This window comes from Bradyrhizobium sp. SZCCHNR1098, assembly GCF_032489375.1.
In the GTDB taxonomy this organism is placed as follows: Bacteria; Pseudomonadota; Alphaproteobacteria; order Rhizobiales; family Xanthobacteraceae; genus Bradyrhizobium.
In genome coordinates, this window is record NZ_JAUEXY010000008.1 from 176805 (window position 1) to 195611 (window position 18807).

Annotated in this window: 18 protein-coding genes; 8 read left to right on the forward strand and 10 right to left on the reverse strand. The window is 66.1% G+C overall.

Annotated features, from left to right (window positions below; genetic code table 11):
- Window positions 1-372 precede the first annotated feature (372 nt).
- The 3 genes from QX135_RS18630 to QX135_RS18640 form a co-directional block, all read right to left on the reverse strand.
- Window positions 373-1956, reverse strand: coding sequence for a S8 family serine peptidase (locus QX135_RS18630; RefSeq protein WP_316179191.1), 1584 nt, complete (start codon window positions 1954-1956; stop codon window positions 373-375).
- Between the two features lie 93 nt (window positions 1957-2049).
- Complete coding sequence (locus tag QX135_RS18635; protein ID WP_316179189.1) at window positions 2050-2892, reverse strand: hypothetical protein; 843 nt, start codon at window positions 2890-2892, stop codon at window positions 2050-2052.
- Window positions 2889-3458, reverse strand: coding sequence for a sigma-70 family RNA polymerase sigma factor (locus QX135_RS18640; protein ID WP_316179187.1), 570 nt, complete (start codon window positions 3456-3458; stop codon window positions 2889-2891). The genes QX135_RS18635 and QX135_RS18640 overlap by 4 nt, the downstream gene beginning before the upstream one ends.
- A 322-nt stretch (window positions 3459-3780) precedes the next feature.
- Here QX135_RS18640 and QX135_RS18645 point away from each other — a divergent pair, with 322 nt between their 5' ends.
- Together QX135_RS18645 and QX135_RS18650 are read left to right on the forward strand one after the other, a co-directional pair.
- Window positions 3781-4929 (forward strand): GGDEF domain-containing protein, encoded by a 1149-nt coding sequence (locus QX135_RS18645; RefSeq protein ID WP_316179185.1) that lies wholly within the window; start codon window positions 3781-3783, stop codon window positions 4927-4929.
- Between the two features lie 11 nt (window positions 4930-4940).
- Entirely contained in the window at window positions 4941-6050 is a 1110-nt protein-coding gene (locus tag QX135_RS18650) for a DUF2336 domain-containing protein (RefSeq protein WP_315812633.1), read from the forward strand.
- 28 nt (window positions 6051-6078) lie between these two features.
- Here the strand turns inward: QX135_RS18650 and QX135_RS18655 are convergent, their stop codons facing one another.
- Together QX135_RS18655 and QX135_RS18660 are read right to left on the reverse strand one after the other, a co-directional pair.
- On the reverse strand, window positions 6079-6717 hold the full coding sequence (locus QX135_RS18655) for a DUF1109 domain-containing protein (protein WP_315777534.1): 639 nt from the start codon (window positions 6715-6717) through the stop codon (window positions 6079-6081).
- A 2-nt stretch (window positions 6718-6719) separates the two neighbouring features.
- Window positions 6720-7265 carry a sigma-70 family RNA polymerase sigma factor gene (locus tag QX135_RS18660; protein WP_316179182.1) on the reverse strand — a complete coding sequence of 182 codons (546 nt, stop codon included), beginning with the start codon at window positions 7263-7265 and terminating at the stop codon, window positions 6720-6722.
- A gap of 323 nt (window positions 7266-7588) precedes the next feature.
- On the opposite strand from QX135_RS18660, the gene QX135_RS18665 reads away from it, so the two are divergent.
- The 3 genes from QX135_RS18665 to QX135_RS18675 all read left to right on the forward strand — a co-directional run bounded on the left by QX135_RS18665 (window position 7589) and on the right by QX135_RS18675 (window position 10507).
- Complete coding sequence (locus QX135_RS18665; protein ID WP_315739894.1) at window positions 7589-7978, forward strand: hypothetical protein; 390 nt, start codon at window positions 7589-7591, stop codon at window positions 7976-7978.
- 84 nt (window positions 7979-8062) lie between these two features.
- Window positions 8063-8842, forward strand: coding sequence for an enoyl-CoA hydratase (locus QX135_RS18670; protein WP_315739895.1), 780 nt, complete (start codon window positions 8063-8065; stop codon window positions 8840-8842).
- A 249-nt stretch (window positions 8843-9091) separates the two neighbouring features.
- A complete protein-coding gene (locus QX135_RS18675) occupies window positions 9092-10507 on the forward strand; it encodes a TolC family outer membrane protein (RefSeq protein ID WP_315739896.1) in 1416 nt (471 codons plus the stop codon).
- A gap of 74 nt (window positions 10508-10581) precedes the next feature.
- Here QX135_RS18675 and QX135_RS18680 read toward each other — a convergent pair whose 3' ends face one another.
- Window positions 10582-11490 carry an amino acid ABC transporter substrate-binding protein gene (locus QX135_RS18680; RefSeq protein ID WP_315770475.1) on the reverse strand — a complete coding sequence of 303 codons (909 nt, stop codon included), beginning with the start codon at window positions 11488-11490 and terminating at the stop codon, window positions 10582-10584.
- Between the two features lie 176 nt (window positions 11491-11666).
- Here QX135_RS18680 and QX135_RS18685 point away from each other — a divergent pair, with 176 nt between their 5' ends.
- Window positions 11667-11954 (forward strand): DUF3303 domain-containing protein, encoded by a 288-nt coding sequence (locus QX135_RS18685; RefSeq protein WP_316234208.1) that lies wholly within the window; start codon window positions 11667-11669, stop codon window positions 11952-11954.
- Between the two features lie 156 nt (window positions 11955-12110).
- Here the strand turns inward: QX135_RS18685 and QX135_RS18690 are convergent, their stop codons facing one another.
- From QX135_RS18690 to QX135_RS18705, 4 genes are all read right to left on the reverse strand, one after another.
- Entirely contained in the window at window positions 12111-13310 is a 1200-nt protein-coding gene (locus QX135_RS18690) for an adenylate/guanylate cyclase domain-containing protein (protein ID WP_316234209.1), read from the reverse strand.
- 204 nt (window positions 13311-13514) lie between these two features.
- Window positions 13515-14864, reverse strand: a complete 1350-nt coding sequence (locus QX135_RS18695; protein WP_315739900.1) for a carbohydrate porin — start codon at window positions 14862-14864, stop codon at window positions 13515-13517.
- Window positions 14865-15169: 305 nt separating this feature from the next.
- Window positions 15170-15295, reverse strand: a complete 126-nt coding sequence (locus QX135_RS18700) for a hypothetical protein (protein ID WP_316234210.1) — start codon at window positions 15293-15295, stop codon at window positions 15170-15172.
- Window positions 15295-16152: a LysR family transcriptional regulator gene (locus QX135_RS18705; RefSeq protein ID WP_315716073.1), complete on the reverse strand. Its 858-nt coding sequence runs from the start codon at window positions 16150-16152 to the stop codon at window positions 15295-15297. The genes QX135_RS18700 and QX135_RS18705 overlap by 1 nt, the downstream gene beginning before the upstream one ends.
- Before the next feature lie 97 nt (window positions 16153-16249).
- On the opposite strand from QX135_RS18705, the gene QX135_RS18710 reads away from it, so the two are divergent.
- Window positions 16250-16627: a tautomerase family protein gene (locus QX135_RS18710; RefSeq protein ID WP_315798343.1), complete on the forward strand. Its 378-nt coding sequence runs from the start codon at window positions 16250-16252 to the stop codon at window positions 16625-16627.
- Window positions 16628-17346: 719 nt separating this feature from the next.
- Window positions 17347-17985 carry a leucine-rich repeat domain-containing protein gene (locus QX135_RS18715; protein WP_315798342.1) on the forward strand — a complete coding sequence of 213 codons (639 nt, stop codon included), beginning with the start codon at window positions 17347-17349 and terminating at the stop codon, window positions 17983-17985.
- Window positions 17986-18807 lie beyond the last annotated feature (822 nt).

Genomic DNA, 18807 nt, shown 5'->3' on the forward strand with positions numbered 1-18807 from the left:
TGCCATGTTGTTTGGCGGCCAAACCGTAGTCGTGCGGAAATTTTCTCCGTGCTTTTTCGGAATCCGGCCTAGTGCAGCCACGCGAACGCGGCCAACGACATCGCCTGACACCCCGAAGATGTGCCCATCGGGCGGGCGAACACTGTCGGATATCAATGTCGCCGGGATTCGACCTGGCCCAGAAATGGAAGACCCGTCCGGGGGGACAACCGGACGGGTCAAGCCATATGGGCGCTTGGGGTGGATGGGCGCTCGCGCCGTATATAGCCTTGGGGAGGGGATCACCGCTCCCACATGCTTTCTGTCGTGACCGCCCCGCTGCACGTTCAAAGCGAGCGGGAGAATTTCGGAACGTTCACGAAAACGTTGGCGTCATTGCTGCGCCGGCCGAAGCGTGTCGCCGGCTGGAGATGCCTCGGTCACCGCGGCCGGCGCCGGGCGCAACTCGCGGGCCGCCGCGGGCTCCGTTTGCAGCCCCGCGGAAGGCACAGCAGCAGCAGGCGCACCCTGCGGCGAGACCACGGCCTGGACCGCCGCCAGGGCATCCGCCTGCCCTGCCCCGAACAGATCGTCGCGTCCGGGGGTCCCGAGATCGCGCGCGGTCCCGGTTAATACGGTCCGCACCATCTCCGGCTTCAGCGCCGGATTGCGCTCCAGCACCAGCGCCGCAAGCCCGCTGACATAGGCCGCGGAAAACGAGGTGCCCGAGATGATCTGATATTTTCCGTCCGGCGCCGGCAGGAAGATCTCGGCGCCGGGCGCGGCCAGCGCGATGTAATTGCCGCGGTTCGACGCCGGCAGCAACTGGTCCCTGTCATCGGTCGCACTGACGGCGATGACGTTCGGATTGCCCGCAGGATACAGCGGCGGCGACTTGGCCCCGGCATTGCCGGCCGCGGCGACCATCACGACGCCCTTGGAAGCGACGGCCGCGATCGCGCGCTCGATCACCGCATCTTTCGGGCCGGCGAAGCTCATGTTGACGATCTGCGCGCCGTGCAGGGCCGCGTAGTCCAGCGCCTTCAGGATCACATAGGAGCTGCTCTCCGGCCCGCCGCCTTTCTTGGCCATGCCGAAGGCGCGGATGGCGATGATGCGTGCATAGGGCGCGCTGCCCATCAACCGCTTGTGCGACACGATCACGCCGGCGATGCCCGTGCCGTGCGCATGCGGTCCCTCGTCGCCGCCGAGCGCGTCGAACGCGTCGAACGACGCGTCGGCGAATTCCGGGTGCTTGAGATCGACCCCGGAATCGATCACGGCGATGGTGACGTTGGCGCCCTCGGCCAGCCTGTGCGCTTCCGGCAGCCGCAGCTTCTCCAGCGCGTATTGCGCCGGATCGCCCTCGACGGGCGGCGCACTCTGCTGCTGCAGCGTATAGCGGTAGTTCGGCTGCACCGAACGCACCCTGGCATCTGCCGCGAGCGCACGGCTGACCGCTTGCACCGAGCGGCGATCGGTGATCCTGAACAGACCGATGGTGGCGCCGATCAGCGGAAAGCGCTGCGAGCTGATGCGCTGCAGGCCATGGCGGCGCGCCAGCGCGTCGGCCTGGTCGATCGAGAGACCGTCATCGATCTCGGCGACGATCTCGTTGGCGACGGTCCGCGGGTCGACCACGGCCGCAGCTTTCGGCTCGCCCCGCGGCGTCACCTTGGCGGACCTGCCTTTGTCCAATCTTCCTTGGGACCGCCGGCCCTGCCCGTCTGCCGTCACCGGCCGGCGGTCGAGACATTCACCCGAGGCGCTGCGATCCACCGGGTCGCAGGAGGCCTGCAGGTTCGGTGCAAATCGCGCATTGGGCAAGGTCGGGCGCAAGGCCATCCCGGTCGGCGGCGGCACATGCATCGCGGTGCCCGGGTTGATGCTCGGCACCCGGCTCGGGATGTTGATGTTGGGCGAACGCATCATCGCCTGGGCATGGGCACTGAGGTCGCCACCCGCGAAAGCAGGCATTGCGACGACAATCAGTATCGCGACCGATCTGGCGAAGTGTAGCGGCGAAGTGAACGACATGGAGCCTCCGAATGACGTTCGGACGGCGCGGGCCTATTGCGCGGCCACCGCGAGGCTGACGATCTTCTCTCGCGCCAGACGGCCGATCAGGCTGTCGGCCTCGGCCTTCGACAGCGGCCGATCGCCGAGTTGCAGCTTGAACAGGCCGCCTCTGGCGCCCTCGACGATCGACGCCTGGTAGCTGTCGAGCAACGCGGAGATGTCGGCCATGCGCGCATCCGGCGCGAACCGCACCAGCGCATAGGCGGGCGCGGTCGATCCGGCGACCTGCGGTCCAAGGCCGCGGATCAGCGGAGCGGCCGGGGCCGGTGCTTCGGCCATCCGCGAACGCGTCATGCTCTCGGGCGTCCGCTCCGCCGGGGCCGGCGCAGCAGCGCTCGGCGGCGGTGGCGCGGCCATCGGTTTGCTCGCGGGCTCGGGAGCTGCGTTCTTGTCCTCGACCGAGGCGGTCTGATAGGTCGCGGTCTGGGAGCGCATCAGCACGGCGCCGATCACGCCGGCCTGCGCCAGCACCAGAAGCGCGCCGAGGCTGACGGTCCACGCCAAGGTCCGCGGCGACAGGCTGTCGAAGAAATCCATCAGCCGCGCGCTGAAGCCGCGCGGCGCGGCAGGCTTTTGCATCGGATCCGCCTCGATCGCCGCGAACAGCTTCTGCATCGCGCGCATCGAGGGCGCGCCGAGGCTTTCGTTCAGCGCGATGGTCTCGGCATATTCCTTCTGGATCTCCGCATACTGCCTGGCGAGATCGGCATCGTGGGCAAGCACCTCCTCGACCCGGCGCATGTCGCGCGCGTTCAGGGTGCCGGCGGCGTACCACGGCAGCAGGAGTTCGATCTCTCCGGGCTCTTGCTCCAGCATCTTGCTCAAAGCCATCATGGCCAGCCTCTTTCAATGCCGGCCGCTTTCAGGAGTTCGGCCAATTTCTTGCGCGCATAGAACAGGCGCGTCTTGACGGTGTTTCCCGGAATTCCGACGATCTCGGCCACCTCCTCCACGGACTTCTCGTGGTAGTAGACGAGATCGACGATCTCCCGGTGATCAGGCGAAAGCGCCGTCAGGCACTTGCGCAATGCTTCGCCGGTATTCTTCTTCTGGACCGCGACCTCCGGATCGTCGGAGGTATCCTCGATCGCGTTCGCGGCCTCGTCTTCCAGCTCAACGTCCTTCCGGCGCCGAAGTGCCGACAGGGCCTTGAACCGCGTGATCGCCAGAAGCCAGGTGGAGACGGCAGAACGGCCCTCGAACTTGCCGGCCTGACGCCACACGTCGAGAAAGACCTCGCTGATGAGGTCTTCCGCGACCTGCTCGTCCCGCACGAGCCGGAGCCCGAAACGGTACACCCTGACATGGTGCCGTCCGTACAGCACCTGCATGGCGAGCCGGTCGCCTTGAGCGATCCGGGCAATCAGGGTTTCATCTGACGCCGCTGCTGTCACGCTCAATGGCCGTCTCGCAAGATTGGTCTGGAGGATTGACGTCGCGGTTCGAACACAACCGCAAAAATCTTCAAAATACTGGAAAGATACGTCCCGAAATGTGAGTTGGCGCACAGACTTGCAGATTTCGCTGCAGCGCCCAGGTCGATCGCGACCAGCGGGTTCCCGCCTACCATGTTCCGCCCGTTCCCGCCAACTGCGCGTCCTGAAAGCCGTAGATTCCCCGTCGCAGCACGGCGCCGGCGGCCTCTTCGTCCATGCCCATAGATACCAAAGTTAAATGCTTTCCCACGTAGATTTTGAGCCAACGACGAAGAATCGCGAGCACATGGGCACGACGGCACCGCCTTTTCCCAGTCCGAATGTCGCTGAGGCCGGGGACGCGCAGCCGTCTCCGTCCAGCGACCTGCGCGCGCGTCGTGCCGGGCGGCGCCGGCAGATGCTGGCGCTGGTCGCCGGATGCTACCTGATCGATGCCGTCATCCTGCTGATCTACGCCCAGGCGGGAACCGTCCCGGTCACGATCGCGCCAGCCTACGCAGCGATCGGCGTTCTCACCGTCGCGCTGTGGACCGCTTTGTCGGAGAGCGGTTTCAACGACCGTTTCCGCGACCACTACCTCGTGGTGCCGCAATCGCTCGCCAGCATGATGATCACGGTCGCGTTCTGCTACATCGCGCCCGAAGTCAGCATCCTGTTCCTGTGCACGCTGTACATCGTCGTCGGCTTTGCCTCGCTGCGGGCGACGCCGCGCCAGAGCGCGATCTGCTGGACGTTCCTCGCGATCGGCCTGGCGGGATTGTTCCTGCTCACCGACAAGCCGCTCGGCATGCCGCACGACAGCGGCCTCGAGCGGCTCGCGACGCTCCTGGTCTTCCTCCTCACCATCGCCGGCTGCATGTTCCTCGGCATCTTCTCCAGCGCGCTGCGCGAGACGCTGTACCAGCGCGGACAGAAGCTCAAGGAAGCCTATCGCCGCATCGAGGAGCTGGCCGAGATCGACGAGCTCACCGGCGCGCTGAACCGGCGCTCGATCATGGATGTGCTGGACGAGGAGATGGCGCAGGCGCGGCAGGGCGGCCAGCCCTGCTCGGTCGTGCTGATCGATCTCGATTGGTTCAAGCGCATCAACGATACGCATGGTCATCCGACCGGCGACGACGTGCTGCGCACCTTCGCCATCACGATCTTCGCCAACATTCGCGGCAGCGACCGCTTCGGCCGCTACGGCGGCGAGGAATTCCTGCTGGTGCTGCCGGGCGCGCCGGCGGACGCCGCCGCACGGCTCGCCGAACGATTGCGCCAGATCATCGCCGGCCTCGACTGGAGTGCGTTCTCGACCGGCCTGCAGGTCACGTTCTCGGCCGGCGTGGCCGCCCCGCGCGGTGACGAGACCGCCGATTCGCTGCTCGCCCGGGCCGATCGGGCGCTCTACGACTCGAAGGCGCAGGGCCGCAATCGCGTCACCAGCGCCTGAGCCATCCCGGCATGCCCCCGAAACCCACCCCGAACGAAAGCCTGCTCGACGAGCTCGAGGACACGCTCGCGCACGGCACCGTCGCCCGGCGGGTCGAGACCCTGCGCAAGGTGACGGACCTGTTCGTCGACGGCGCGACGGACTTCGCCGATGACCAGGTCGCGCTGTTCGACGACGTATTCGAATGCCTGATCGACCACATCGAGATCTCGGCCCGCGCCCTGCTCGCGCGCCGGCTTGCGCCGCTGGCGTCGGCGCCGCCGCGGACGCTGCACCGGCTGGCGGATGACGACGCCATCGATGTCGCAGGCCCCGTGCTGTCGAAGTCGGAACGGCTCGACGAGGCCGCGCTGATCCGCACAGCCGAGACCAAGAGCCAGGCGCATCTGCTCGCGATCTCGCTCCGGCGCGTGCTCAGCCACGCCGTCACCGACATCCTGCTCAGGCGCGGCAACGACGAGGTCGTTCACAGCACCGTCAGCAATCCCGGCGCCGACGTCTCGGGGACCAGCCTCGACACGCTGGTCGATCGCGCCGCGCTGGACGAAAACCTCGCCGCGTGCCTCGCCATGCGGCCCAATCTGCCGCGCCACCTCTATCTGAAGCTGGTCGCCAAGGCGTCTGCCACGGTCCGCACGCGGCTCGAGGCGGCAAATCCGAAGCTCGCGCAGGAGGTCTCCTCGGCGGTGCGCATGGCGGGCCGGCGGGCGCGATCGAGCGCGGTGGCGCTGACCAGCCAGACCGAGATCGCGCACGCGCTGGTGCGCTCGCTGCATGCCGAGGGCCGGCTCGACGACCGTCTCGTCGTGCAGTTCACCGAGCAGCGCAAGTTCGACGAGGCCAATGCCGCCGTCGCAGCCATGGCCAACGTGCCGGTCGCGGTCGCCGAAAGCATCATGATCGAAAGCCGTGCCGAGGGCGTGATGATCCTTGCCAAGGTCGCAGGGCTGTCCTGGCCGACGGTGAAATCGATCATCCTGATGCGCGACGAGCTCGCCACCACCGCGCCGGCCGATCTCGACGCCTGCAAGGCGACCTATGAGCGGCTCCGGCGCTCCACCGCGCAGCAGGTGTTGCGCTTCCACCGCGTGCAGGACGCCGCGGCGCCGATGCAGGCGTAGTCGCGACCTCGCTCGTCGCGCAGCCCCCTCAGTAGCGCAGGACCCTTGCGCCGATGAGCGCGCCGAGCCCGGCCACGATCAGCGCGGCCACCGTGTACCAGGTCGCCACGAACAGCGGCGAGTCGTCGGTGCAATGCGCGGCATAGAGCGTCGCCGCGATCCCCGCCGAGACCAGCCCGGCGATCGCGCCCGTCATCGCCGGACGCGACGGCGCGCCATGGCGCAGGCCGAACAGCGCGGCGGCCAGCAGCGGCAGCGACAGCACGGGAATGGCGCTCATGCACACCATCGAATTGTGGCCGACCAGCCGCGCCATCATCGGCGTGCGCTGCGGCAGCATCATCTCCGCCGCCATGCCGCCGATGAGGACGACGATCGGCGCGATCAGCAGCCAGCTCCAGCCCTGCAGCGAGGCTTCGGGGCGCGACAGATGCAGGCCGATGATCAGCGCCGGGATCGCCAGCGCCGTGGTGACGACGAACTTCAGGTCGAAGAACGGATTGCGCACCGCGAGCCAGATGTCCGGCCGGACGCCGAGGCCGATGAGCAGCATCGCGGTCGATACCGGCGTCGCCGCCATCAGGGCCAGCGCCAGCACGATGCCGACCGGCTGCGCGCGCTGCGCATTGTCGGCCGCGAGGGTGCGGATGAGCTGATCGGTGTCCATGGTCAGGTATCCCGTAGCTTGGCCGTCAGGCTTGCGAGCGCCCGGTGCAGCGCCACCCGCACCGCGCCCTCGCTCATCGAAAACTTCTCCGCGGTCTGCTTGATCGAGGCGGCCTCGACCGCGATCGACTGCAGCACGTCGCGCTGGCGCTGCGGCAACGTCTTCAGCTGCGCCTCGACCTCGCTGGCCGAGACGGTGGGCGCCGGCGGCGCGTCGGCTAGCGTCTCCGAGAAATCGTCGATGTCGACGAACACCCGCCGGCCGCGCCGGCGCAGCATGTCGACCAGCTTGTTGCGCGCGATCGCGAACAGCCAGGGCGCGAACGGCGCGTCGACGTCCCAGGTGTGCCGCTTCAGGTGAACCGCCAACAGAATTTCCTGCACGATGTCCTCGGCCTGGTCGGGGGGCTGGCCGGCGCGCGCCAGCCCGCGCCGTGATGCTGCGCGCAGCACGGGCGTGATCGCCCTCAGCAGGCGATGATAGGCCTCGTCGTCACCGGCGACGGCCTGGCGCATCCAGCCCGTCCACTCGTCGTCACGCTCGCGCAACTCCGCTCCACCCCAGCAATTCGCCCGAAACACTCAGTTTGTTACTCTCGCTCCATCCTCATCACTAATTCGTGATGAGGACTTTGGCCTCGGAACCATCCGAGTTACGCCACACCGAGAGCACGCCACCGGGCAAGTCTTGGAACCGCTCCATAGCACCGAATCGCGAGGTGCATGATCAGGTTTGATGGGCCGCTCGCAAAGTGCGGCGGCGCCCAGCTTTTGCCGTGAGCGGCAGGAAGATACCCATTTTCTGCCCCGTTCTCGACATCTGTCGGGGTCTCACTCCGGCTTGGGCTGGCGGGATGGGGAGAAAGCCGACGATGACGATCCAAGCCAGTGGACGTTCAGCATTGATCATTGCCGCCGCGTTCGTTCTGGGCCTCGTTGGCACTGGATTCGCGCGCGCGGCCGAACAGCAGAGCTATAGTCCGTTCTTGCCGGTGGGGTCCGAGAGCGCTCCGGCGGCGAAGCAGGACGGCTTCCCGGCGCCGCTGCCGGCCGAAGCCCAGGCTCAGGCCGCACCTGCGGCGCAATCGACCGACGCCGCGCCGAGCGATGCGCCGGCGGCCTCGGACGTCACCGTGAACATGGTCACGGTCAGCAATGACGACAGCTCCGGCTGGGACAAGGCCTCGATCATCGGCAAGATCTTCATCGCCTGCGGCACCCTGCTCACCCTGGGCTCGGCGGCGCGGATGTTCATGATCTGAGGCGCCGCGCGGCGTCGCACCTACTTGATGCGCATCGATCCAGCGGGCACATTGCCCGCTGTTTTGATTTGCGGGGTTGGCATCATGAGCGTCTACGAGCACATCATCGTCGAAGGCAAAGGCGCGGTCGGTGTCATCACCCTGAACCGGCCGAAGATGCTCAACGCGCTGTCGTTCGGCGTCTTCCGCGAGATCGCCGCCGCCGTGGATGATCTCGAGGCCGACGACGCCATCGGCTGCATCGTGATCACCGGCAGCGAGAAAGCGTTCGCCGCCGGCGCCGACATCAAGGAGATGCAGCCCAAGAGCTTCATCGACATGTTCTCGAGCGACTTCACCGCGATCGGCGGCGACCGCGTCGCGCGCTGCCGCAAGCCGACCATCGCCGCGGTCGCGGGCTACGCGCTCGGCGGCGGCTGCGAGCTCGCGATGATGTGCGACTTCATCATCGCCGCCGATACCGCGAAATTCGGCCAGCCCGAGATCACGCTCGGCACCATTCCGGGCATCGGCGGCACCCAGCGCCTGACGCGCGCGATCGGCAAGGCCAAGGCGATGGACCTCTGCCTCACCGGCCGCATGATGGATGCGGCCGAGGCCGAACGCTCCGGCCTCGTCAGCCGCATCGTGCCGGCCGACAGGCTGATGGACGAGGTGATGGCTGCGGCCGAGAAGATCGCGGCGATGTCGCGCCCGGCGGCGGCGATGGCCAAGGAGGCCGTCAACCGCGCCTTCGAGACCCCGCTCTCCGAAGGCATGAATGTCGAGCGCAACCTGTTCCACGCCACCTTCGCGCTGGAGGACCGCGCCGAGGGCATGGCTGCCTTCATCGAGAAGCGCAAGCCGGTGAACAAGAACCGGTGAGATTGCTGCGGGTCACTCGCAGCTGAACGAATCGATCTGCCTCTGATGTCCACGGGTGCCCCTCACCCGCCTACCGAGCGCGTATCCGTGCGGCCATGTCGCAGCACTGCGACAAACGGTCTGTGGCGAGCACGACACAACAAACCATGGAAAAGCCTGCCGGATTCCACATCCGCGGTTTGTGTGTGGCCGCCATCCGCCCTAAACAGGTAAACAACTGGTTAAGACAGTGGGACGCGGCGGAGTCGGATGGTGGGTCGAGCCAAGGAATTTGGCGTCGGCGAGGTGCGTGCGCGAAGGATCGGCCTCGGCCTGACCCTCGCGGCCAGCCTCGTCGTCTGCTCGCCTGTGCGCGCCGAGGATCTCGCGGCCGCGCTCGCGAAAGCCTATCAGACCAACCCGGCGCTCAATGCCGAGCGCGCGCGCCAGCGCGCCACCGACGAGAACGTGCCGCAGGCGCTGGCCGGCTATCGTCCGCAACTGATCGCGAGCCTCGGCGCCGGCCTGCAGGCCGTGCGCAACCTGCTCCCCAACAACACGATCCAGACCGCGACATTGAAGCCCTGGACCATCGGCGTGACCGTCACGCAGACGCTGTTCAACGGCTTCCGCACCGCCAACAGCGTGCGCATGGCGGAGCTGCAGGTGCAGTCCGGCCGCGAGGCGCTGCGCAATGTCGGCCAGGGCGTGCTGCTCGACGCCGTCACCGCCTACACCAACGTGCTCGCCAACCAGTCGCTGGTCGAGGCACAACGCTCCAACGTCGCCTTCCTGCGCGAGACGCTCTCCGTCACGCAGCGCCGCCTCAATGCCGGCGACGTCACGCCGACCGACGCCTCGCAGGCCGAGGCGCGGCTGTCGCGCGGCCTGTCCGATCTCAACGCCGCCGAGGTCAACCTCGCCATCAGCCAGGCGACCTATGCCCAGGTCATCGGCATGGCGCCAGGCCAGCTGCGCGCGGCCGACCCGATCGATCGCCTGCTGCCGCGCAGCCGCGAGGACGCGATTGCGCTCGGCAACAAGGAAAATCCGGCCGTGGCTGCGGCGAGCTTCGACGTCGACGCGGCCTCGACCTCGATCAAGGTCGCCGAGGGCGCGCTGCTGCCGAGCGTGACCCTGCAGGGCGGTGTCAGCCGCAGCCGCGATTCGGATCAGACGCTGGGCACCTTCGGCACCGACCAGGCCTCGATCGTCGGCAGCGTCACCGCGCCGATCTATGACGGCGGCACGGCGGCGTCGCAGACCCGCCAGAGCAAGGAGCTCGCGGCGCAGAGCCGCCTCGTGCTCGACCAGGTCCGCAACCAGGCGCGCACCGCGGTGGTCAGCGCCTGGGTCGCCAATGAAGGCGCCAAGGTCGCCGTCAGCGCCTCCGAGGCCGAGGTGAAGGCCGCCACCGTCGCGCTGCAAGGCGTCTCGCGCGAGGCCCAGGGCGGCCAGCGCACGACCGTCGACGTGCTGAACTCGCAGGCCGACCTGATCCAGGCCAAGGCGCGGCTGATCGGCGCCCAGCGCGACCGCGTCATCGCCTCCTACACGCTGCTCAGCGCGATCGGCCGGCTCGACGTCAAGAACCTCAACCTGAACACGCCGGACTATCTGCCCGAGGTTCACTACCACCAGGTGCGCGACGCCTGGCACGGCCTGCGCACGCCCTCGGGGCAGTAGCGCGCGACGAGACCCGCGCGAGCGCCGGCCTCATCCCATCCTGTCGATACGCCGTATGACATAAGCCGAAGATACTAATAGGCCTTGGGATCGCCGCTGTCGCTCGGATGCGCGAACGCCTTCTGCAGCGCGGATGTCATCGGGAAGTTGAAGTTGACGCCTTTCGGCGGCACCGGCGCCATGAACCATTTGGCGTACAAGGCCGCGATCTCCGGGCTCGTATAGAGCTTCGTGGCGGCGCGGTCGACGACGGCCTTGAAGGCCGGATCGTCCTTGCGCAGCATGATCCCATAGGGCTCCGGCATCGAGAACTGATCGGTCGAGATCACGAAGTCCGACGGCGTCTTCGCGCTGGCCACCAGGCCCGCGAGCAGGATGTCGTCCATCACATAGGCGTCGGCGCGACCGTTCTCGACCATCAGAAAACCTTCGGCATTGTCCTTGGCCGTCAGCACGTTCATGCCGAGCTGGCGCGCCGTGTTGGCCTCGAAGAGCTGCTTGATGTTGGTGGTACCCGATGTCGAGGCGACGGTCTTGCCCTTGAGGTCGTCGATGGTCTTGAGGCCGCTCGCGGCCTTGGCGACGAAGCGGTTGGCGGTGAGGAAATAGGTCGGCGAGAACGACACCAGCCGCTGGCGCTCGATGTTGTTGGTGGTCGAGGCGCATTCGAGATCGATGGTGCCGTTGGCGATCAGCGGAATGCGGGTCGCCGACGACACCGGCGTGAGCTTCACCTCCAGCCTGTCGAGCGTCAGCGTCGCCTTGATCTCGTCTACGATCCTGTTGCAGATGTCGAGCGCGAAGCCGAGCGGCTTCTGGTTGTCGTCGATGTAGGAGAACGGCAGCGAGGTTTCGCGGTAGCCGATCGTGATCGCGCCGGTCTCCTTGATCTTCTGCAAGGTGCCGGTCAGCTCCTCCGCGAAGGCGGGTGCGGCCAGCACCGCTGCAACCAGAGCGTACGCGACGAGACGTGCCTTCTTCATGGGTTTCTCTTCCCGTTGGATGCGAGTTCCCTCGCAGAAGCAAGGACTGCGCCAGGGAAAGGCGTCTCGTCCACGAGGCCATCGAGGCCTCGTCCGTCAGGCGAACGATGTCCCCCCGGGCTGGCACCCCGCACCGATTCACCGCACAATGCGTGCACGTCAGGACGGAGGCGCGCATGCTGTTCATGGTGATCGAACGTTTCAAGGACCGCGATCCGATCCCGGTCTATCGGCGTGTCCGCGATCCCGGCATCACGTTTCCCGACGGGCTGAAATATCTCGGCAGCTGGATCGAACCCAATTTCGACCGCTGCTTCCAATTGATGGAATGCGACGACGCCCGATTGCTGCAGCAATGGATTCTCTCCAATGCTCGCGACACCGGCATGACGTTCGAGATCGTGCCGGTGGTGACGAGCGCTGAGACGCGCGAGGTTGTGGCGCCGTTTCTGGACGAGGCGTGAACGGCGGAGAAGTCCGCGTAAGGTGGGCAAAGCAGCAGGCGGCTGCGTGCACGCCGTTTTTCCACGAACTCATCAGCAGGATGATGGGCACGGCGCCACGATGATCTCGAACGTGGAGACAGCGCGGCTGCGCCTTTGCGCACCCTACTGAATGCCCTACCCATCGAACGAAAACAGCTCGATCGGATCGTTGAATCCGCGCACCGGGAATTCGCCGACGCGCTCCAGCGCGAACGGGCCTTCGACGAGCTCGGCGAAATCGCGCGACAGCAGCACCGGCCGGCCCACCTGCTTGGTCAGCGCCTCCATGCGCGAGGCCATGTTGACCGCGGGGCCGATGACGGTGAAATCCAGCCGGGTGCGCGAGCCGATATTGCCGTACATGACGTCGCCGACATGGACACCGATGCCGTAGTTCAGCGGCGCGCGGCCGGTCTCGCCGTTGCGCGCGTTCAGCTCGGTCATCGCCTTGCGGGCGCCGCTCACGGCGTGCAGCAGGTTGGCGCAGGCAGCGGGCTCGGTGAGCGGAAAGATCGCCAGCAGGCCGTCGCCGATGAACTTCAGGATCTCGCCGCCGTGCTGCGTGATCGGCTCCACCATGGCATCGAAATAGCTGTTGAGCAGATCGATGACGTCGTCGCGCGGCCAGTTGTCGGAGATGCGGGTGAAGTCCCGGAGGTCGCAGATCATGATGGCGGCGCGCACCGTGGTGCCGCTGCCGCGCCGGGTGGCGCCGGCCAGCACCATCTCGCCGGCATGCGGCCCGACATAGGTTTCGAGCAGGGTCCGCGCCAGCCGGTTCTTGATGCGGATCTCGCTGACCAGCGCCAGCACCGGCACGAGCCTGATCAGCGCGTCGATGTGCGCCTGGTCGAAACCGCCGCGCCGGTCGGTCGCGAAGGTGACGATGTGGCGCTTGCCGAGCGTGTGATACATCGGCCATGCGACATAGTCGGTCAGGCCCTGCGCCCGCATCTCGTCATAGATCGCGTGCCGACGGCCGAGCTCGGGGTCGCGCGCGAGGTTCTCGCGGATCTCCTCGACGCCCTCATGGATTTCGCTGGCGGGACTGCCGATGTATTCCGAGCGCTCGCGGACGTCGTAGTCGACGCGGGCGATGTCGGCGCCCTCCATGCCGTCGCTCCACAGCATGCGCGCGCCGAGCCACTGCGGATGATTGATCTGGACGTGCAGCGAGGCCCGCTTCACCGGAATGCCGGCACGCTGCAGCCGGTTGCACATCTGCCCGAAGATGTTGTCGATGAAGCGCTCGTCGCGGGTGCCGTTGGTGAGCCAGTCCACGACCTCGTCGCCCAGGCGTCGGCCGGCGACGGAATGGCTGTCTGTTGCGGTCATGGCGGTCTCCTGGCAGCTCGGCGTCGCGGTCCAGGAGATGTCGTGCCGCAATGCGAAAGAGTCAATCGACGTCATCGCATCGCGGCCCACCCGGATGGGCAGGATACGCCGGCTCCTCATCGGATCGGCGGGCCCGGACAGCCGAGACGCCCGCGCAGATGGGGCGGATGCTGCACACCCGCCCCATCGGCTCACATCACAGGATCAGAAGTGCACGACCGTCCGCAGGCCGAGCACCACCGCATTGCCGGTCTTCACGCCGGCGGCGTTGAAGCCGCGTCCGCCCGGATTGATGACATACTGGGCGTCGAACTTCAGGTTCATCCAGCCGGTCGCCTGCCAGCCATACCAGGCCTCGATCGGCACCTCGTTGCCGCCGGCATTCGGCGTCAGCGCCGCCGAGTTGACATGCGTCGTGCCGACCGCGAAGCCGACCTCATCGTCGGGACGGAACGAGAAGGTGCCGGTGTGCTTGACGCCCCAGGAGATCTGGTAGTCCTGATACGAGGTGCGGTGATCGGCGACGCTGGTGTTGAGGAAGGTGTACCAGCCCTGCGCCTTGGGACCCTCGACCGTCAGCCGCTGCAGGATCGATTCGTAGAAGCCGTAGCGGCCGCGCTGGCTGCTGAGATTCTGATCTCCCACGCCGGGACCACCGGGGACGACGGCGACGATGCCGGGCAAGCCGCCGTCGATCGTCGACGCGCTGTCATACCAGCCGCCGAAGCGCCAGGTGCCGTTCAGCGGACCGCTCGGCTCCCACACCACTTCCACCGGCACCAGCACGCCCGAGGCGGGAGTGGAGCGCGGAATGCCCGGCGCTAGGTAGACGCCGGCGTCCGACGTCGTCAGATAGTTCGGATTGGCGTCGTAGACGCCGACCGACAGCTTCCATTCCTTGGTGAAGTTGTAGTGCACGACGCCGGCCCACTGGCTCACCGGCCAATTGTAGATGTAGCCGCCCTGGATGTTGCCCGGCTGGCCGCCGCAGAAGGTCAGGTTGATGAACTCGCACTGGCCGAAGAAGAAGTCGGAGCCGACCGGCAGCCGGCCGCCCTTGAGCACGAGGCGGTCGTCGAACAGCTTCTGCTGATAGTAGAATTCGGTGAGGCGCAGGATGTTGCCGCGGCCGAACACCTCGTTGGTCAGTTGCAGCGCCGGAATGCCGGCCTCGCTGTTGAGATTCTTGCCGAAGCGATCGACCAGCGTCACGCCAATCATGCCGCCCTGGATGCCGGCGAGCTTGGCCATGTCGAACTTGGCTTCGAACCACAATTGCCCGGCATTGGCCGCTGTGTTGCGCGAGCCACCCGACAGATTGGTGACGGCTTCGTCGCCGAGCGTGAGCGCGAGCGAGATGCCCTGCTCCTTCAGCCTGGTCCGGCCGAGATCGCCGAACAGATACGGCCGCGTCCAGAAATCATCGACACCCGCATAGGGAATCGGCGGCGCCTTCATCGGCAGATCGGCCGCGACCGCACCACCGCCACCCAACAAACAAGACAAGGCAACCCCTACGCCGCACATGCGCGCGGTCGTCGCAAACCCACTCATTTTTCCTGCTCCTCGCAGCGTCCCCAGGCTCTGGATGTTGTTCTGTCGCGTCCGGCCCAGAGCCTTCGTCCCGGCACGCGCTTCCCCACGGCTCAACCCCGGCCGCCGCTCATTCGAGGAGCGATTTCGTCAACCTGAGATTGGATGGCAATCCTAGCAAGCACCAGGGCGCCCTTGAATAGTCATATTATATTTGGGAGTCGGTATAACCGTAACTGTGACATGAGTGTCACATCCCGCATTGCGGAATAAGACTTACGTCAATTCCACCCCGGCGACTCCTGAGGAGCCAATTCCAAGAGCGATCAGATCTGCGCGCGGGCACGCGATCCATCCGCGAGCAGGACATCAATCCGGCCGTCGAAATAGCGTTCGGAGTTGATCGCAGCTCCAAGCTCCATCACCTGCGCCGCGGCACGCGCCGCATGCATCACGCCCGCACCGCGCTTCGGAAGGCCGCCACGAGGGCATCGAGCGCCGCGCGCGCCCGGCCATCCCTCACCCGCGTGTGCAGCACGACCGGCAGCCGGGGCAGCTCCGGCAATCCGAGCCTTGCGCCGACATCGACCGCGCCCGATGGCAGCATGCGCGGCGCGAGTGCGGCAACGCCGAGCCCGGCCGTGACGGCCGCGACGACCGCCGCAACGCCGCCGCCGACGAAGATTTCGGCCCAGGACACGCCGGCCGCATCGAGATGCTGCGCGGCCATCGCGCGCACGCCGCACGGCTCGGCCATGGTCGCGACCGGCAACGGCTCGCCCGCGCGCGGCTCCCAATCCGGGCCAGCGAACCAGCCGAACTTCTCCTCGGCCACGAGGTCGCCATCGCTGCGTCCGGCATGCAGGCGGACGATCACCGCCTCGAGCTCGCGCCGGTCGTAGCTCTGCAGCAGGTCGGCCGACGATCCGATGCGGATCTCGACCACGAGATGCGGATCATGGTCGTTCATGCGCGCGATCAGCGCCGGCAGCTCCGGCCCGGCGACATGGTCGCTGATGCCGATGATCAGACGCTGCCGCACGCCGGCGAACACCGCGAGCGCGCGGTCGTGCGCTGCCAGCAGCTGACGGGCAGGATCGAGGAAGACCCTGCCTCGCTCCGAGAGCTGCACATGACGCGGCGTGCGCTCGATCAGCCGGCACCCCAGCCTGTTCTCGAGCCGCCGCAGCTTCAGGCTGATCGCGGCCTGGGTCGTCTGCATCGCCTCGGCGGCACGGGTGAAGCTGCCGAGCTCGGCGATACGGACGAAGGCCTGGACCTCGTCCAGGTCGAGCGGGTGTTCGGTCATTTCCAGCCATTATGACTGATATCTCGATCCCCAGCATACCCGAACCGCACCGCCGCATCTAACCTCTCAGCCGACATCACGGATGAAAGGACCAGGGATGCCGCTGCTTCACATCTCGCTGCGCGCGGGCAAGCCGGAGGCCTACCGGCAGGCGATCTTCGACAGCCTCTACCGGGCGATGCGCGAGGCGCTCGACGTGCCGGAGGACGATCAGTTCATGACCATCACCGAGCACGATCCTTCCAACTTCCGCTATGGCAACGCCTTCGGCATCAACCGCAGCGACGATCTCGTCTACATCCAGATCACCGTCTTCAACACCCGCACGCGAGAGCAGAAGAAGGCGCTGTTCCGACGCATCGCCGACCTGCTCGGGGACAGCCCCGGCATCAGGCCGGAGGACCTGTTCATGACCATCCTCGACGCCGCCAAGGAGAACTGGTCGGTCGGCCACGGCCTCGCGCAATTTGCGTGAGGCGATCGGTGGCGAGCGGCTCGCCTGGAAGCACGATGTCTGCGCGCGTCATTGCGAGCGCAGCGACGCAATCCAGAATCCTTCGGAGAGACAGTTTGGAATGCTTCGCTGCGCTCGCAATGACAAGGAGAGAGCGCGTCGTACGTCCTAGCGAGGCTGCGCATCTTGAATGAAGGCATTCCACTCATCGCGAACGACGCCCCGAAGCAGACCAGGAGGGATCGTGCCCACGTTTGCTGGCCCAAGATAACTGGGCGGTGGGCCGCATGTCTCGATGAAGAAGTTGACGGCGTCGCCTGCTGTCTTAACCCCAGCGGCTTTGGCCGTTGGTGCATGCGTGCGGACGCAGGCTTTGAGGTTTGAGACCACTTGACGTAATTTGTCGTTCTCGGCCCGTGCGGACACTGACAGCGCAACTGCAACAAGCAGCAATGCAATTGCCGTTCTCAAAGCATCGATCCCATCAAATCCAACCCACCAGAATTGCATCGGCAATTGCGGTTCAAGTTTGTAAACACCAGTTACGCGCCGGCTGGCGGGTCAGCCAGCTTCGGGTCAGAAACTGCGTTGTCGTGTCACTGTCGGCTTGCTTACAGTTGAACCTCGATCGCGTAAACTTCCGCCGCGGACCGAAATGCCCGAGATGGATCAGAACCGCCCTTGGTCTCCGGGTGAAGTCGAGGCATGATCTGGCTGTGAGGAACGCGTCGGACTTGCACTTGTCCTTGTGGAAACAGGCGCTCGGCGCCGTGCCGGATCATGTCTGGGATCGGACGAATCTGCAATCGCTCGTGCTGGCCGACAATCGCCTGGTGGAGATCTCGGACAGGGTCGGCGAGCTACGCGCCCTGAGAACGCTGGACCTGGGCCACAACCTGTTACGGCAGGTTCCGGCTGCGCTAGGCGAACTCGTCGGCCTGAGCGACTTCCTGTACTTGCACGACAATGCGCTGAAAGAGCTTCCATCGTCGTTGGGGCGACTTACCCGGTTGCGCTACCTCAACATCAGCGCAAACGAATTCGAGAGACTGCCCGACGCGGTTACCGAGATGTCAGGACTTCTCGAACTTCGCGTGACCGACAATCGCCTGACGACTCTGCCGACGACCATTTCCAAGTTGACGCGGCTGCGTGAGCTGCATCTCAGGAACAATAGCTTGACCCATTTGCCGGAAGATATCGGTTCAATGGTGGAGCTGCGGCAGATCGACTTGAGAGGGAACCCTGTCGCCGCCTTGCCGGAAGCGCTGCTCAAGCTTCCACGTCTCGAAAAGCTTGATCTGCGCTGGGTGACGACGATTTCACGCCCGAACTGGTTCGCTGAGCTCGAAGAACGAGGTTGCGCGATTTACCTGTAACGCTTGCGTTTGCAACGTGCACTCTGATCACAAGCTGCCGTCTCGAACGCCTGAGCGCCATGGCCGTTGTACCGCAGACAGCCGCCGGCTTGCTGCGCCGCGCAGGTCAGAGCGATGGGGTCGAATTCGGTCGTGACCTCCTGTTCGTTGATTTGCCCGACGAGCAGCGTCCCTGCCTTTCATGCAACGAAATCGGTCTCCGCCGCCCCCCGATCGGCGCTCGCCGGAACGGCGCGTTTCGTCAGCGACTTCAATATCATCGCTCATTTCAAGAGCTTCGCGCAAAAATAAACTACTTCCGAAAATCAGCAGATCATGTCTATGCTCCCTTCGTTCCGGTCCGGATGAGGGGCGTACGCGTCGTCACGAAACGTTGGGCCGGCAATGCGGTGGACGTGAGGGCATCAGCGCGCTTCATGCGCGGACGAATGATGCGCTTGCGGACGTGAAGTCGCGTGGTCCTGACACCCCGAAGCTGGTGTCCCCGCGGCGGCGAGCGAGAAGCGCGTCGTCGCGCACGGTGGCCAACAAGCCCGGTGCACCGAGGAGATCGCGTATAAGCGCTAAAACCGCCGCGCAGGGAATGCCGGATGAACCGGCTTTGCCTGTGGTACCTGCCGCCTGCATTTTTTTCGCAGGCGGGCCATGGGTGAGGCCCTCACCCGGCATTCCCTGCGCCCTCATCACTATCGAGGGCGGACGTCTTCCGCATCTCCTGGGTGCAATCGCGCCGCGGGATGGTGCGCGCGCGCCCGGCTGTTTGACTCGTTGGAAGATGGAATGAGACGCGCGGCTGCTCTGCGCCTGCCGTCGCCAACGACG

Coding starts and splice junctions, on each gene's coding strand:
- QX135_RS18650 (WP_315812633.1), top strand. CDS start 4,941: ATGCCCCCGAAACCCACCCCGAACGAAAGCCTGCTCGACGAGCTCGAG.
- QX135_RS18680 (WP_315770475.1), bottom strand. CDS start 11,490: ATGAAGAAGGCACGTCTCGTCGCGTACGCTCTGGTTGCAGCGGTGCTG.
- QX135_RS18705 (WP_315716073.1), bottom strand. CDS start 16,152: ATGACCGAACACCCGCTCGACCTGGACGAGGTCCAGGCCTTCGTCCGT.
- QX135_RS18630 (WP_316179191.1), bottom strand. CDS start 1,956: ATGCCTGCTTTCGCGGGTGGCGACCTCAGTGCCCATGCCCAGGCGATG.
- QX135_RS18635 (WP_316179189.1), bottom strand. CDS start 2,892: ATGATGGCTTTGAGCAAGATGCTGGAGCAAGAGCCCGGAGAGATCGAA.
- QX135_RS18690 (WP_316234209.1), bottom strand. CDS start 13,310: ATGACCGCAACAGACAGCCATTCCGTCGCCGGCCGACGCCTGGGCGAC.
- QX135_RS18665 (WP_315739894.1), top strand. CDS start 7,589: ATGACGATCCAAGCCAGTGGACGTTCAGCATTGATCATTGCCGCCGCG.
- QX135_RS18695 (WP_315739900.1), bottom strand. CDS start 14,864: ATGAGTGGGTTTGCGACGACCGCGCGCATGTGCGGCGTAGGGGTTGCC.
- QX135_RS18675 (WP_315739896.1), top strand. CDS start 9,092: ATGGTGGGTCGAGCCAAGGAATTTGGCGTCGGCGAGGTGCGTGCGCGA.
- QX135_RS18655 (WP_315777534.1), bottom strand. CDS start 6,717: ATGGACACCGATCAGCTCATCCGCACCCTCGCGGCCGACAATGCGCAG.
- QX135_RS18645 (WP_316179185.1), top strand. CDS start 3,781: ATGGGCACGACGGCACCGCCTTTTCCCAGTCCGAATGTCGCTGAGGCC.
- QX135_RS18670 (WP_315739895.1), top strand. CDS start 8,063: ATGAGCGTCTACGAGCACATCATCGTCGAAGGCAAAGGCGCGGTCGGT.
- QX135_RS18710 (WP_315798343.1), top strand. CDS start 16,250: ATGCCGCTGCTTCACATCTCGCTGCGCGCGGGCAAGCCGGAGGCCTAC.
- QX135_RS18700 (WP_316234210.1), bottom strand. CDS start 15,295: ATGCATGCGGCGCGTGCCGCGGCGCAGGTGATGGAGCTTGGAGCTGCG.
- QX135_RS18685 (WP_316234208.1), top strand. CDS start 11,667: ATGCTGTTCATGGTGATCGAACGTTTCAAGGACCGCGATCCGATCCCG.